Here is a 13,547-nt window from a genome sequence, read left to right on the forward strand (position 1 = left end):
CAGATTTCGTTTCGGCCCCGCCCGCTATTTGCGCGCGGGGCCATTGTTTTTGGGGCGCGCACCCCCAACATAACAACCTATGATAGAGCAGTTTCTGATGGACGACCTGATCGAAACCCCGGGCAAGCTGCCGGTGCCGCGCAAGGTCGCCGAGGCGGTCCGCACGCTGATCGAATGGGCCGGGGACGATCCCGACCGCGAGGGGCTGCGCGATACGCCGCTGCGCGTCGCGCGCGCGTGGAAGGAATATTGCCAGGGCTATGACGAGGATCCGGCCGTCCACCTGACCCGCACCTTCGAGGAAGTGGGCGGCTATGACGAGCTGGTGCTGCTCAAGGACATTCCGTTCCAGTCGCACTGCGAACACCATATGGCGCCGATCATCGGCAAGGCGCATATCGCCTATCTGCCGCGCCACCGCGTCGTCGGCATTTCCAAGCTTGCCCGTGTGCTGCACGGCTTTGCCCGGCGTCTGCAGGTGCAGGAACGGCTGACCGCCGAGGTCGCCGATTGCATCTGGACGCATCTCCAGCCGCAGGGCGTCGCCGTGGTGATCGAGGCGAGCCACAGCTGCATGACCGCGCGCGGCGTGCGCACGCCGGGCGTCGCGATGACCACCAGCCGGGTGATGGGCGTGTTCCGCGACGATGAACGCAGCCGCAAGGAAGTGCTGGCGCTGATGGGCTGCTGAGCCCCGGGGCGGGGGCGGCAGCCGCCGCCCGCCGTCGCTCGATCCCTCTCGCCCGCATCGGCCGCCTGCACGGGCTGCTTGTCCAATAAAAAACCGCCGCCCGGAACGTCCGGACGGCGGTTTTTTCATGTGCCGGTGACCGGCGCCGGGGGCGATCAGCCCTGGGCGTCGTCCTCGGCCGCCGGAGCGTCGGCGGCGATGGTGCCCGGCTCGGCATTCGGGTCGAACGCTTCGGTGAAGCCCGATTCGTCCTTTTCGAACATCTCGGCCATCACGTCGACGCCCTTGGCCTGCAGCTCGGCTTCCTCCGGCGAACGGGCGACGTTCACGGTGATCGTGACCGCGACTTCCGGGTGCAGCGAGACCTTGACGGTGCTGATGCCGATCGCCTTGATCGGCTTGTCGAGCACGATCTGGTTCTTGGCGACCTTGACGTCGGCGGCGGCCAGCGCCTCGACGATGTCGCGCACCGAGACCGAACCGTAAAGCTGGCCGGTGTTCGACGCCTGACGGATCAGCGTGACCGACTTGCCGTCAACGGTGCCGGCGTCCTTTTCGGCGGTCGCGCGGCGGGCCGCATTGTCCGCCTCGATCTGGGCGCGATTGGCTTCGAAGACCTTGCGGTTGGCTTCGTTGGCGCGCAGCGCCTTCTTGCGCGGCAGCAGATAGTTGCGCGCAAAGCCCGGCTTCACCGACACGACATCGCCGATGCCGCCCAGCTTCTCGACGCGTTCGAGCAGAATAACGTCCATTGGGGGCGGCTCCTTACTTCACGATATAGGGCAGGAGGCCGAGATGGCGGGCGCGCTTGATCGCCTGGGCGAGTTCGCGCTGCTTCTTGGCCGACACCGCGGTGATGCGGCTGGGAACGATCTTACCGCGCTCAGAGACGAAGCCCTGGAGCAGACGGACATCCTTATAGTCGATGCGCGGCGCGTCCTTCGCGGAGAAGGGGCAGCTCTTGCGGCGACGGAAAAACGGGCGTGCCATGATTCTTGTCTCCCTCAGGCGTCTTCGCGCTCATCGCGGCGGCGACGGCTGTCGCGCTCGCTCTTGCGCATCATCACCGACGGGCCATTTTCATGGGCGTCGACGCGGACCGTCATGTAACGGATGACGTCTTCGTTGATCGCCGTCTGACGCTCCAGCTCGGCAACCGCACCGGCGGGCGCTTCGATGTCGAGCAGCACATAATGCGCCTTGCGGTTCTTCTGGATGCGATAGGCGAGGTTGCGCAGACCCCAGGTCTCGGTCTTCACGACCTTGCCCTGCTGCTCCTCGATGATCTTGGTGGCGGCTTCCGCCAGCGCATCGACCTGGGCCTGGGCCAGATCCTGACGCGCGAGAAACACATGCTCGTAAAGCGGCATGGTCCGATGTCCTCACTGTTGGCCGATCGCTGACGCCGCCCCATGCGGACGCCCCTCCGGCTGTCGTCTGTCACACATCATTCTGTGTCTTCGCGGCGGGGAACGAATGGCCCGGTGCCGCGAAGCCGTGGCCCATGGCCGAAACCGCGCCAAAACGCAAGGCGCATCGCGCCGCCGGCACAGGCCGGACGGTTGCGGCAGCGCCGCCCTTGTGCAAAGCGCACCGGCCTGCGGAGGAACAGATCATGATGCGAGCTTTCATTTTCCCCGGTCAGGGCAGCCAGGCCGTCGGCATGGGCCGCGACCTGGCGGCGGCGAGCGCGGTCGCGCGCGAGGTGTTTCAGGAAGTCGACGACGCGCTTGGCCAGCATCTTTTCCGGCTGATGTGCGAGGGCCGGCCGATGCGCTGACCCTGACCGAAAACGCCCAGCCCGCGATCATGGCCAATGCGGTCGCGACCTTCCGGGTGCTGGAGCGCGAGGGCGGGATCAGCCTCGCAGACAAGGCGGCGTTCGTCGCCGGACATTCGCTGGGTGAATATAGCGCGCTGTGCGCGGCGGGCGCGATCGATCTGGCGACGACCGCCCGGCTGCTCAAGCTGCGCGGTCAGGCGATGCAGGCCGCCGTGCCGGTGGGCGAGGGCGCGATGGCCGCGATCGTGAAGCTTGATTACGACGCCGTCGCCGAAATCGCCGCCGCGGCGGCTGAGGGCGAGGTGTGTGCGGTCGCCAACGACAATGCGCCCGGCCAGGTGGTCGTGTCCGGCCACAAGGCGGCGGTCGCGCGGGCGGGGGAGGGCGCGAAGGCGCGCGGCGGCCGGGCGCTGCCGCTGCCGGTGTCGGCCCCGTTCCACTGCCCGCTGATGCAGCCGGCGGCCGATGCGATGGCCGAGGCGCTGGCGGGGGTGGCGCTGCGCGCGCCGCTGGTGCCGGTCTATGCCAATGTCACTGCCGCCCCGGCCGTCGATCCGGCCGAGATCCGCGACCTGCTGGTCCGGCAGGTGACGGGTGCGGTGCGCTGGCGCGAAAGCGTGCTCAACATGGCGGGTGCCGGGGTCGGCCAGTTTGTCGAGTTTGGCGGGCAGGTGCTTGGCCCGATGGTCAAGCGCATCGCCCCCGATGCAGCGGCGACCAGCATCGTCACCATGGCCGATATCGAGGCGCTGGTCCGCGATCTCTAGTTCAATCATGTCCCGCAGCGTGGGTGCGCGGCGGGACCATGCGACCGGCGGCACCCCGCCGGTCAGGGAGGCTCAAATGTTCGATCTATCGGGAATGACCGCGCTGGTGACCGGCGCATCGGGGGGCATCGGCTCGGCGATCGCCGCCGCGCTTGCCGGCCAGGGCGCGCGGGTTGCGCTGTCGGGCACCCGCGCCGAGGCGCTGGAGCGCGTGGCGGCGGGGCTGGCGCATGATCCGGTGATCCTGCCCTGCAATCTGGGCGATGCGGCGGCGGTCGACGCGCTGGTGCCGCGCGCGGTCGAGGCGCTGGGCGGGCGGCTGGACATTCTGGTCAACAATGCCGGGGTGACGCGCGACAATCTGCTGATGCGGATGAAGGATGACGAATGGGATCAGGTGATCCGCATCAACCTTGAAGCCGCGTTCCGCCTGTGTCGCGCGGCGGCCAAGCCGATGATGAAGGCGCGGTTCGGCCGCATCGTGTCGATCACCTCGGTCGTCGGCGCGACAGGCAATCCGGGTCAGGCGAACTATGCCGCGTCCAAGGGCGGGCTGACCGCGATGACCAAGGCGATGGCGCAGGAACTGGCCAGCCGGGGCGTGACCGTGAACTGCGTCGCGCCGGGCTTCATCACCTCGCCGATGACCGATGTGCTGCCCGATGCGCAGAAAGAGGCGCTGACCGGCCGCATCCCGGCGGGCCGGCTGGGCGAGGGCGGCGATATCGGCGCGGCCGTCGCCTATCTGGCAAGCCGCGAGGCGGGCTATGTCACCGGCCAGACGCTGCATGTGAATGGCGGCATGGCGATGATCTGAGGCGGGTGTTTGTCCGGGTGCCGCGCGTTTGTGAGTGGCGCGGCACCGGGGGTGTTCGTTTGTCGCGGCACCGGCCCGCTCCCCCACCCGGCCTCCCCACGGCGGGATATGCTATGGGAGGCCGGGTGGGGAGCGGGCCGGTGCCGCCCTGCGCCGTCAGGCGCAGCACAACCAAAGCCGCCCCCGCGCCGCAAGGCGCGCAACAAACAACAGCGCATCGGAAAAGCGGGTGACGGGACCACCATGGGCCGTTTGCCGGATTATCCTCTGACGCCCAAACGTCAGGTGGGGACCGTGTAGGTCGGACCTGGATCCGCCCAGGGACAGCCCCCGAGGATGTCTTATCGGCTCAGGGATAGTCTCAAAGGCGCGCACCGGGCAGTACCCGTCACGCGCAATCTAGGGCGTGGCGGCGCGATCCTCAAGATGCGCCGGCTGCGCTTTACGCCCGTTCGCCGCCATCGATCTGGTCGGCGATCCTTTCCATCCGCGCGGCAAGCTGTTCGATCGCCCCGGCAATCGCCGGGTCGGCGATCGGACCGGAGCCGGCCGGGGCCCCGGTCGCGACCGGCGGCAGCGCACGCCCCTCACGCCCAGCCCCTTCACCTGCCGTCCTGTCGCGCGCCGCGCGCAGATCGACCAGCTCGTCGGCAAGCAGCAGCGAGGCGAGCAGCAGCTGGCGCACCTCGGTGACGCCGCCCACCGCTGCGCGTGCCTGGGCGGCCTTGTCGTCGACCAGCCGCGCCAGCCGGCGCAGCTGGTCTTCTTCACCGTCGCGGCAGGTGACGTCGTAGCGCCGCCCGCCAATCTCGATCGTTACGTCGGCCATAATCCCCCCTGGCGCGCGCCCCTCGCGATATTTCAGCCCCGGCCGATCAGCCGGTCGAGTGCTGCCACCGCATCTTCGGCATGGGCGCGCAGCCGTTCGTGGCGCAGGCGCAGTGCTGCCAGGTCGGTGTCGGCCCGCCTGGCTTCTGCCGGCTGTCCCCCATTTTCCTGGCCGTCATCGTCCGCTGGCGCGGCGGCAGCGCGCGCGGCAGCAGCCTCCACCCGGGCCAGCGCCCGGTCCAGCCGTCCGATTGCAATAAGGAGCCGTTCGTCCGTCACAGGCCTGTCCGTCACAAAAACGTCACTAGCATGCCGGGCGCAGGGCGCAAGCGACCGGCCGCGCTGCCGGCGCTGCGCCCGTCCGGCCGTCCGGGGCGCAAGGCGAGTTGACTTGGGCCGAGGCGAGGCCGCAAAGGGCGCGCAAATCCAGCGCGACTCGTTCGCTCCCATAGTTCCGGAACCCGCCATGACCGTGACGCACGACCAGCTCGCCAATGCCATCCGCGCCCTGGCGATGGATGCGGTCGAGGCGGCGAACAGCGGCCATCCGGGGATGCCGATGGGCATGGCCGATGTCGCGACCGTGCTGTTCACCCGCTATCTGCGGTTCGATCCCAAGGCGCCCGACTGGGCCGATCGCGACCGCTTCGTGCTGTCGGCCGGGCATGGGTCGATGCTCATCTATGCGCTGCTCAACCTGACCGGCCATCAGCGCCCGACAATGGATGACATCCGCCGTTTCCGCCAGCTGCACAGCCCCTGCGCCGGCCATCCGGAGAATTTCGAGCTGCCGGGCGTCGAGACGACCACCGGGCCGCTCGGCCAGGGGCTGGCGACCGCGGTCGGCATGGCGATGGCGGAGCGGCATCTGAACGCCGTCTATGGCGACCGGCTGGTCGATCACCGCACCTGGGTGATCGCCGGCGATGGCTGCCTGATGGAAGGGATCAACCACGAGGCGGTCGGCCTGGCCGGGCATCTGGGGCTTGGCCGGCTGATCGTGCTGTGGGACGACAATCGCATCACCATCGACGGCGCGACCGATCTGTCGACCAGCGAGGATGTCGCGGCCCGTTACCGCGCCTCGGGCTGGCATGTCGCGGCCTGTGACGGCCATGATCCGGCGGACATTGCCCGTGCGATCGAGGATGCGATGGCCGATCCCCGGCCGTCGCTGGTCGCGTGCCGCACGGTGATCGGCAAGGGCGCGCCCAGCAAGCAGGGCACGTCGGCCACCCATGGCAGCCCGCTTGGCGCCAGCGAGGTCGCGGGTGCGAAGGCGGCGCTGGGCTGGACCGCCGCGCCGTTTGAAATCCCCGCCGACATCGCCGCCGCCTGGGCCGAGGCCGGCATGCGCGGCGCCGCCGCCCGCGCCGACTGGGAAGCGCGGCTGGCCGAAAGCGGCGAGGCCGCCGGCTTTTATGCCCGCATGGCCGGGCAGGTGGGCGATGACTGGCTGAAGCCGCATGTCGCCGGTCTGCTCGCCAGCCCGCAAAAGATCGCGACCCGCAAGGCATCGGAAATCGCGCTCGAGGCGATCAACGCCGCCCTGCCGCAGACGATCGGCGGTTCGGCCGACCTGACGGGCTCGAACAACACCCGCACCAAGGCGCTTAAGCCCTTCACCCGCGACGATTATGCCGGCCGCTATGTCTATTACGGCATCCGCGAGTTCGGCATGGCGGCGGCGATGAACGGCATGGCGCTGCACGGCGGCGTCATTCCTTATGGCGGCACCTTCCTGGTGTTTTCCGATTATTGCCGCCCGGCGATCCGCCTGTCGGCGCTGCAGCGCACCCGCGTCGTCTATGTGATGACGCATGATTCGATCGGGCTGGGCGAGGACGGGCCGACCCATCAGCCGGTCGAGCATCTGATGAGCCTGAGGCTGATCCCGGGGCTGGACGTCTACCGGCCGTGCGATGCGGTCGAGACCGCCGAATGCTGGGCGCTGGCGCTGTCGCGCGCCGACCGGCCGGCACTGATCGCGCTCAGCCGCCAGAATCTGCCGCAGCTGCGCAGCGATGGCGATGAAAATCGCTGCGCGCGCGGTGCCTATCGGCTGCGCGCGGCAGCCGCGCCGCGCCGCGTCGTGCTGATCGCGACCGGATCGGAAGTGGAGATCGCTGCCGCCGTCGCCGAACGGCTCGAGGCTGAGGGGATCGGCGCGGATGTGGTGTCGATGCCGTGCTGGGAACTGTTTGCCGAGCAGCCGGCCGAATATCGTGCCGACATCCTGCCCGCCGATGCGCTCAAAGTGTCGATCGAGGCGGGCAGCACGCTCGGCTGGCAGATCCATACCGGCCAGGACGGCCTCAGCATCGGCATCGACAGTTTCGGCGCATCGGCGCCGGCGGGCGATCTGTTCACCCATTTCGGGCTGACGCCCGACCATATCGTGCCGCGGGTGCGCGCGGCGCTGAGCCAGTAAGGGAGCAAGGGACATGGCGGTTAAGGTTGCGATCAACGGCTTCGGGCGCATCGGGCGCCTGGTCGCGCGGGCGATGCTGGAGCGCGGCGATGGCGCGCTCGAACTGGTCGCGATCAACGACCTTGCCGATGCCAAGTCCAATGCGTGGCTGTTCAAGCGCGACTCGGTGCACGGCAAATATCCGGGCGAGGTCGCGGCCGACGGCCAGGATCTGGTGATCGACGGCCGCCGCATCCGCGTGACCGCCGAACGCGATCCCGCCGCCCTGCCGCACAAGGATCTGGGCATTGATCTGGTGCTTGAATGCACCGGCTTCTTTACCGACCGTGCGGCCTGCGAAAAGCATCTGGCAGCGGGCGCGGGCAAGGTGCTGATCTCGGCCCCGGGCAAGAATGTCGACCTGACCGTCGTTTACGGCGTCAATCATGACCGGCTGACCGCCGATCACCGCATCGTGTCCAACGCCTCGTGCACGACCAACTGCCTCGCGCCGGTCGCCAAGGTGCTCAACGATGCGCTGGGCATCGAACGCGGGCTGATGACCACGGTCCACGCCTACACCAACGACCAGAAGATCCTCGACCAGATCCACCCCGATCTGCGCCGTGCGCGCGCGGCGGCGATGTCGATGATCCCGACCACCACGGGCGCGGCGCGCGCGGTGGGCGAGGTGCTGCCTGAGCTGAAGGGCAAGCTCGACGGCTCGGCGATCCGCGTGCCGACGCCGGACGTTTCGCTCGTCGATCTGACCTTCACCCCGGGCCGCGACACCTCGGTCGATGAAGTGAACGCGCTGCTCAAGGCGGCGGCCGAGGGTGCGATGAAGGGCGTGCTCGACTATAGCGACGAGCCGTTGGTGTCGATCGACCTGCTGCACAGCCCGGCCTCGTCGACTGTCGACAGCCTGGAAACGGCGGTCATCGACGGCAAGCTCGTCCGCGTTGTCAGCTGGTATGACAATGAATGGGGCTTCTCCAACCGCATGGTCGACACCGCGACCGCGATGGCCCGCTTCTAAGGGCCGGCGGGGGCGGGGCCGGCAATGGCGGCGGGCGATGCGACCGGGGTGCTGGCCGGCATCGCCACGCGTTCTGCCCCCGCGCACCGATGGTGCCCGCCGATCAGGGCCGGCTGACCCTTGATCTGGGGCTGGTCGGGGACTGGCGCGGCGTGGTCCGCGCCGGCAAGACCAGGCGGCAGATCTCGCTGATCGAGGCCGGGGACTGGCAGGCGGCGATTGCCGAGCTTGCCGCCCGGCCGGATGCCGATCCGGCGGCGATCGCCGCGCTTGCCGGATCATGGCAGCTGCGCCGGGCGAACCTGCTGGTCGAGGGGCTGGACCTGCCCCAGCGCGCCGGCGCCGTGATCCGCATCGGCCGCACCGCGCGCGTCGCGATCACCGTTGAATGCGATCCCTGCACGCGCATGGATGAAATCGCCCCCGGGCTGCAGGCCGCGCTCCGCCCCGACTGGCGCGGCGGTGCGCTCGCCCGGGTGGTGGAGGAAGGCGATATCCGGGTCGGCGACCCGATCATCATCGAGGAATGAACATGGCATATAAGACGCTCGACGATCTGGGCGATGTCCGCGGCCGCCGCATCCTGGTGCGCGAGGATCTGAACGCGCCGATGGCCGAGGGCCGGGTGACCGACGACACGCGGCTGCGTGCCGCCGTTCCGACGCTGGCCGAACTGGCCGACAAGGGGGCGATCGTGCTGGTGCTCGCGCATTTCGGCCGCCCCAAGGGCCAGCCGCGCGCCGACATGTCGCTGCAGCCGATCGCTGCGCCGCTGTCCGACCTGCTTGGCCGGCAGGTGCATTTCATCCCCGATTGCGAGGGGCCGATCGCCGAAGCCGGGGTCGGCATGCTGCGCGCGGGTGAGATCGCGCTTCTCGAAAACACCCGTTTCCACAAGGGCGAGGAAGCGAATGACCCGGCGCTGGTCGCGGCGATGGCGCGGCTGGGCGAGCTTTATGTGAACGATGCCTTTTCGGCGGCGCACCGCGCCCATGCCTCGACCGAGGGGCTGGCGCGCGCGCTGCCCGCCTTTGCCGGGCGGCAGATGGAGGCCGAACTGGCGGCGCTGCAAAAGGCGCTGGGCGCGCCCGAACATCCGGTCGCGGCCGTGGTCGGCGGGGCCAAGGTGTCGACCAAGCTTGATGTGCTCAACCATCTGGTCGCCCGTGTCGATCATCTGATCATCGGCGGCGGCATGGCCAACACCTTCCTCGCCGCGCGCGGGGTGAATGTCGGCAAGTCGCTGTGCGAACATGATCTGACCGGGACTGCCGAGGCGATCCTGGCCGCTGCCGACCGGGCGGGCTGCACCGTCCATCTGCCCTATGACGTGGTGGTCGCGACCGAGTTCCGCCCCAATCCGCCGACGCGCACCGTCAATGTGCACGAGGTGGCGGCCGACGAGATGATCCTCGACATCGGCCCGGCGGCGACCGAGGCGCTGGCCGATGTGCTCAAGACCTGCCGCACTCTGGTGTGGAACGGCCCGCTGGGCGCGTTCGAGACCGCGCCGTTCGACGTCGCGACCGTGTCGCTGGCGCGCACGGCGGCGGCGCTGACCGCCGAAGGGTCGCTGGTGTCGGTTGCGGGCGGCGGCGATACGGTGGCCGCGCTCAACCAGGCGGGCGTGGCGGATCAGTTCAGCTTCGTCTCGACCGCGGGCGGTGCATTCCTCGAATGGATGGAAGGCAAGGACCTGCCCGGCGTGCGCGCGCTCGCCGGTTAAGGCCGCCCGCGCCAGATCCGCTCCACATCCGAACCGCATATCCGCCCGCCTCTTGCCCGGCGGGCGGGCTTGCGTCAGACTTTCTGGACGGACGCCGGTGTCGGCGTCGATGGACGTTCGGGGGCACGGATGGCGGACGGGCAAGTGGTCATCATCACCGGGGCGTCGTCCGGCGTCGGGCTGTGGGCGGCGCGGGCGCTGGCGGAGCGTGGCTGGCAGGTCGTCATGGCCTGTCGCGATCTCGACCGCGCGGCGCGGGCAGCCGATGCGACGGGCATCGACCCGGAACGCCGGCGGCTGATGGCGCTCGACCTTGCCGATCTCGACGATGTGCGCCGCTTTGCTGCCGCGTTCGACGTGCCCGGCGCGCGGCTCGACGCGCTGGTGCTGAACGCCGCCGTCTATATGCCGCGCCTTGCCGCGCCGCTGCGCTCCGCCCAGGGCTATGAGCTGAGCGTTGCGACCAATTATCTCGGCCATTTCCTGCTCGCCCGGCTGCTGCTGCCGCTGCTTGGCCGCGCGCCGGCACCCCGCCTCGTCACCCTCGGCACGGTGACGGCGAACAGCGCGGAGTTTGGCGGGCGCATCCCGATCCCGGCACCCGCCGATCTGGGCGATCTGTCGGGGTTCGAGGCCGGGTTCCAGGCACCGGTCGCGATGATCGACGGCAAGCCGTTCCGGCCGGGCAAGGCCTATAAGGACTCAAAGCTGGCCTGCATGATCATGAGCCGCGAGTTTCATCGCCGCCATCACGCCGAAACCGGGATCGTGTTTTCAACCCTTTATCCCGGCTGCGTCGCCGACACGCCGCTGTTCCGCCATGCGCCGCCAGCGTTTCGCAGCATCTTTCCCTGGTTCCAGAAGAATGTGACCGGCGGCTATGTCGCCCAGCCTCTGGCCGGGGAGCGGGTGGCGGACGTGGTCGCCGATCCGGGCTTTGCCGCATCGGGCGTGCATTGGAGCTGGGGCAATCGCCAGGTCGCCGGCCGCGCCGCGTTCAGCCAGCCGCTCAGCGCGCGCGGGACCGACGAAGCGCGCAACCGGCGGCTGTGGGACCTGACCGAAAAACTGGTCGGGCTGGGCGCGCCGAAGCGGATCGAGATCACGGCCTGACCGGCGGCTCCGGGGCAGCCCCGGCGGGGGCTTCGCCCGCTGCCGGGGCCAGCCCATAGGGTGCGACCAGCGCCCAGATATGCGCCGGGATCATGTGCTTCATCCGCCGGGGTTTTTCGCGGCGCAAGTGCAGCACCGTCTCGATCGCCTTCATCTCCACCCGCGCCCGCGCAAACTCCAGCCCGCGCGGGCCGATGCGCGGCATCAGCCGGGCGACGATCGGGCGCACCCAGCCCGGCATCCGCCGGAGCGGCAGGCCGCCCGCCGCGCGCGCGACATTGGCGAGGAAGCCGCGCACCGCCCCGGCGCGCCGCCCGGCGCTTGTGAGCGGCGACAGCGTCAGTTCATCGCCCAGCAGCTCGATGAGCGCGAGGCCGCGGGCATTGCGCGCGATCAGCCATTGTTCGCCGGTGCCGCCCATATAGCCGACGGTCAGATCGGCCAGCGCATTGGTATAGTCGACACAGGTGCGGCAGGTGAGCGGGAAGAAATCGGGCGGCAGATCGGCAAGCGGCAGCATCAGGAACGGGATTTCGCGCCGTGTGCCGTCGGCAAAGCGCAGCTCGACATGATAATCGGCACGGAACTCCAGATAGGTGATCGTCTCCGGCCGGTCGGTCAGCAGCGCGAGAAAGGCGTGGAAGCGTTCGGTGGTCGTATTGTCCGAACAGGGCGTGCCGATGACGTCGATCCGTTCAAAGCCGAGCTTCGCCTCGATCGCGCGCAGCGCATGGACCTGGCAGGGAATGCCGATCACCGCGATCCGCCTGTGCCCGGCCGCCGCCGCCGGTTCGAGCAGCGCGAGCAGCGGGGCATAGCCCATGCGCATGCCCCTGACCCGCGCCATGCCTTCGGCGCGGGTGACGATCACCGGCTGCGGACGCCAGCTGTCGTCCGGATCCGGGGCCATGGTCAGCACGGCATCGACCGCGCCTGTTTCCAGCAGCCTTTCGCCGATGCGGGTCGTGATCCCCGTCCATTGCGCGCCGGGCAGCGGGGCGGCCAGCCGGGCGCGCGCCATGCGGACAAAGGGGCCGAAAAACAGCTCGTCCGGGCGGTCGGGATCGCGCGCCCGGCCATGGACGCGCGCCTCCATCGCCGCATAATCGGGGCGGATGAACTGGCAGGCGGTGCCGCACTGCGTCGCGTCGCGCATCCGCGACACGCCGCAATCGGTGCACAGGCCGCGCGCGGCGGCCGGCCCGATTGGCGGTACCCAGACCGGATCCTGTGGCCCCGTTGCCGTCATAGCCCCTCCCCCGGCCCGTTATCGGGCTGGGGCCAAGGCTGCCCGATCGGGGCAGGGGCGGCAAGCCCGTGTGCCATGTTGCGCGCTTTGGCTGTGCGGCGCGGCGCTGGAGCGTCCCGGGATGAACCGCCGGGGTGCGCGGCCGGCGTTGCCGGGGCGCGGATCGCCCGCTAACAGGCCGCCACAAGGACCATTGCCAGAAGGGGTGCGATGATGACGCCGACCGTGAAAGCGATTCTCGACAAATATGAATCCGACAATCCCGGGGTGAAGGCCAATCTGGCGCGCATCCTGATGCAGGGGCGGCTGGGCGGCACCGGCAAGCTGATCATCCTGCCGGTCGACCAGGGTTTCGAACATGGCCCGGCGCGTAGCTTTGCGGTCAACGAACCGGCCTATGACCCGCATTATCATTTCCAGCTGGCGGTCGATGCCGGCCTGTCGGCCTATGCCGCGCCGCTCGGCATGATCGAAGCCGGGGCGGACAGCTTTGCCGGCCAGATCCCGACCATCCTCAAGGTCAACTCGGCCAATAGCTGGGCCAATGCCAAGGATCAGGCGGTGACCGCGAGCGTCGATGACGCGCTGCGCCTCGGCTGTTCGGCGATCGGCTTCACCGTCTATCCGGGTTCGGACCATTTCTTTGAACTGGCTGAAGAAATCCGCGAAATGTCGCTGGAGGCCAAGTCCGTCGGCATCGCGACCGTGATCTGGTCCTACCCGCGCGGCGGCGACATTTCCAAGGATGGCGAACTGGCGCTCGACGTCGGTGCCTATGCCGCGCACATGGCCGCCCTGCTTGGCGCGCACATCATCAAGGTCAAGCTGCCGACCGACCATATCGAGCAGAAGGACGCCAAAAAGGCCTATGAGGGCGGTGACTGGTCGACCCAGGCCAAGCGCGTCGCCCATGTCGTCAAGTCGTGCTTCAACGGCCGCCGCATCGTCGTCTTCTCGGGCGGCGCAGCCAAGGGCGCCGACGCCGTCTATCAGGACGCGCGCGACATTCGCGACGGCGGCGGCAATGGCTCGATCATCGGCCGCAACACCTTCCAGCGCCCGCGCGACGAGGCGCTGGCGATGCTCGACCGGCTGGTCCGGATCTACAAGGGCGAAGAATAAGC

At 69.1% G+C, this 13,547-nt stretch carries 14 protein-coding genes, 1 other RNA gene and 1 pseudogene; 9 read left to right on the top strand and 7 right to left on the bottom strand.

Annotated elements, in window-relative coordinates; all coding sequences use genetic code 11:
• Window positions 1–79 precede the first annotated feature (79 nt).
• Window positions 80–691 (top strand): GTP cyclohydrolase I FolE, encoded by a 612-nt coding sequence (folE, locus tag GVO57_RS06915; RefSeq protein ID WP_160592536.1) that lies wholly within the window; start codon window positions 80–82, stop codon window positions 689–691.
• A 155-nt stretch (window positions 692–846) separates the two neighbouring features.
• Here the strand turns inward: folE and rplI are convergent, their stop codons facing one another.
• The 3 genes from rplI to rpsF are packed head-to-tail and all read right to left on the bottom strand — an operon-like array spanning window position 847 to window position 2,061.
• Window positions 847–1,443, bottom strand: coding sequence for a 50S ribosomal protein L9 (gene rplI / locus GVO57_RS06920; protein ID WP_160592537.1), 597 nt, complete (start codon window positions 1,441–1,443; stop codon window positions 847–849).
• Between the two features lie 13 nt (window positions 1,444–1,456).
• Window positions 1,457–1,681 carry a 30S ribosomal protein S18 gene (rpsR, locus tag GVO57_RS06925; protein ID WP_046347832.1) on the bottom strand — a complete coding sequence of 75 codons (225 nt, stop codon included), beginning with the start codon at window positions 1,679–1,681 and terminating at the stop codon, window positions 1,457–1,459.
• A gap of 14 nt (window positions 1,682–1,695) precedes the next feature.
• A complete protein-coding gene (gene rpsF, locus GVO57_RS06930) occupies window positions 1,696–2,061 on the bottom strand; it encodes a 30S ribosomal protein S6 (RefSeq protein WP_160592538.1) in 366 nt (121 codons plus the stop codon).
• Window positions 2,062–2,309: 248 nt separating this feature from the next.
• Here rpsF and fabD point away from each other — a divergent pair.
• A pseudogene (fabD, locus tag GVO57_RS06935) lies at window positions 2,310–3,241 on the top strand (ACP S-malonyltransferase).
• A gap of 76 nt (window positions 3,242–3,317) precedes the next feature.
• Window positions 3,318–4,058 carry a 3-oxoacyl-[acyl-carrier-protein] reductase gene (gene fabG, locus GVO57_RS06940; protein ID WP_160592539.1) on the top strand — a complete coding sequence of 247 codons (741 nt, stop codon included), beginning with the start codon at window positions 3,318–3,320 and terminating at the stop codon, window positions 4,056–4,058.
• Window positions 4,059–4,289: 231 nt separating this feature from the next.
• Here fabG and ssrS read toward each other — a convergent pair.
• The 3 genes from ssrS to GVO57_RS06950 form a co-directional block, all read right to left on the bottom strand.
• A non-coding RNA gene (gene ssrS, locus GVO57_RS15720) (6S RNA) lies at window positions 4,290–4,446 on the bottom strand.
• Window positions 4,447–4,500: 54 nt separating this feature from the next.
• Window positions 4,501–4,887, bottom strand: coding sequence for a cell division protein ZapA (locus GVO57_RS06945; RefSeq protein WP_160592540.1), 387 nt, complete (start codon window positions 4,885–4,887; stop codon window positions 4,501–4,503).
• Between the two features lie 32 nt (window positions 4,888–4,919).
• Window positions 4,920–5,180, bottom strand: coding sequence for a hypothetical protein (locus tag GVO57_RS06950; protein ID WP_233281521.1), 261 nt, complete (start codon window positions 5,178–5,180; stop codon window positions 4,920–4,922).
• A gap of 172 nt (window positions 5,181–5,352) precedes the next feature.
• Between GVO57_RS06950 and tkt the strand changes: the two genes are divergently transcribed.
• The 5 genes from tkt to GVO57_RS06975 all read left to right on the top strand — a co-directional run bounded on the left by tkt (window position 5,353) and on the right by GVO57_RS06975 (window position 11,174).
• The gene (gene tkt / locus GVO57_RS06955) at window positions 5,353–7,317 is read left to right on the top strand and encodes a transketolase (RefSeq protein WP_160592542.1); all 1,965 of its coding nucleotides are present in this window, start codon (window positions 5,353–5,355) and stop codon (window positions 7,315–7,317) included.
• A gap of 13 nt (window positions 7,318–7,330) precedes the next feature.
• Window positions 7,331–8,335: a type I glyceraldehyde-3-phosphate dehydrogenase gene (gene gap / locus GVO57_RS06960; RefSeq protein WP_160592543.1), complete on the top strand. Its 1,005-nt coding sequence runs from the start codon at window positions 7,331–7,333 to the stop codon at window positions 8,333–8,335.
• Between the two features lie 89 nt (window positions 8,336–8,424).
• Window positions 8,425–8,865, top strand: a complete 441-nt coding sequence (locus GVO57_RS06965) for an MOSC domain-containing protein (protein ID WP_160592544.1) — start codon at window positions 8,425–8,427, stop codon at window positions 8,863–8,865.
• A 2-nt stretch (window positions 8,866–8,867) separates the two neighbouring features.
• Window positions 8,868–10,061: a phosphoglycerate kinase gene (locus tag GVO57_RS06970; RefSeq protein WP_201752707.1), complete on the top strand. Its 1,194-nt coding sequence runs from the start codon at window positions 8,868–8,870 to the stop codon at window positions 10,059–10,061.
• A gap of 69 nt (window positions 10,062–10,130) precedes the next feature.
• Window positions 10,131–11,174, top strand: a complete 1,044-nt coding sequence (locus GVO57_RS06975; protein WP_233281522.1) for a protochlorophyllide reductase — start codon at window positions 10,131–10,133, stop codon at window positions 11,172–11,174.
• On the opposite strand, the gene GVO57_RS06980 is transcribed toward GVO57_RS06975, so the two are convergent.
• Window positions 11,164–12,423, bottom strand: a complete 1,260-nt coding sequence (locus GVO57_RS06980) for a Coenzyme F420 hydrogenase/dehydrogenase, beta subunit C-terminal domain (RefSeq protein WP_160592546.1) — start codon at window positions 12,421–12,423, stop codon at window positions 11,164–11,166. The two genes, GVO57_RS06975 and GVO57_RS06980, sit on opposite strands and share 11 nt — an antisense overlap.
• 213 nt (window positions 12,424–12,636) lie before the next feature.
• Between GVO57_RS06980 and GVO57_RS06985 the strand changes: the two genes are divergently transcribed.
• On the top strand, window positions 12,637–13,545 hold the full coding sequence (locus GVO57_RS06985) for a class I fructose-bisphosphate aldolase (RefSeq protein ID WP_160593880.1): 909 nt from the start codon (window positions 12,637–12,639) through the stop codon (window positions 13,543–13,545).
• Window positions 13,546–13,547: the final 2 nt, after the last annotated feature.

The sequence above is a fragment of the Sphingomonas changnyeongensis genome, from assembly GCF_009913435.1.
Taxonomy (GTDB): domain Bacteria; phylum Pseudomonadota; class Alphaproteobacteria; order Sphingomonadales; family Sphingomonadaceae; genus Sphingomonas_B; species Sphingomonas_B changnyeongensis.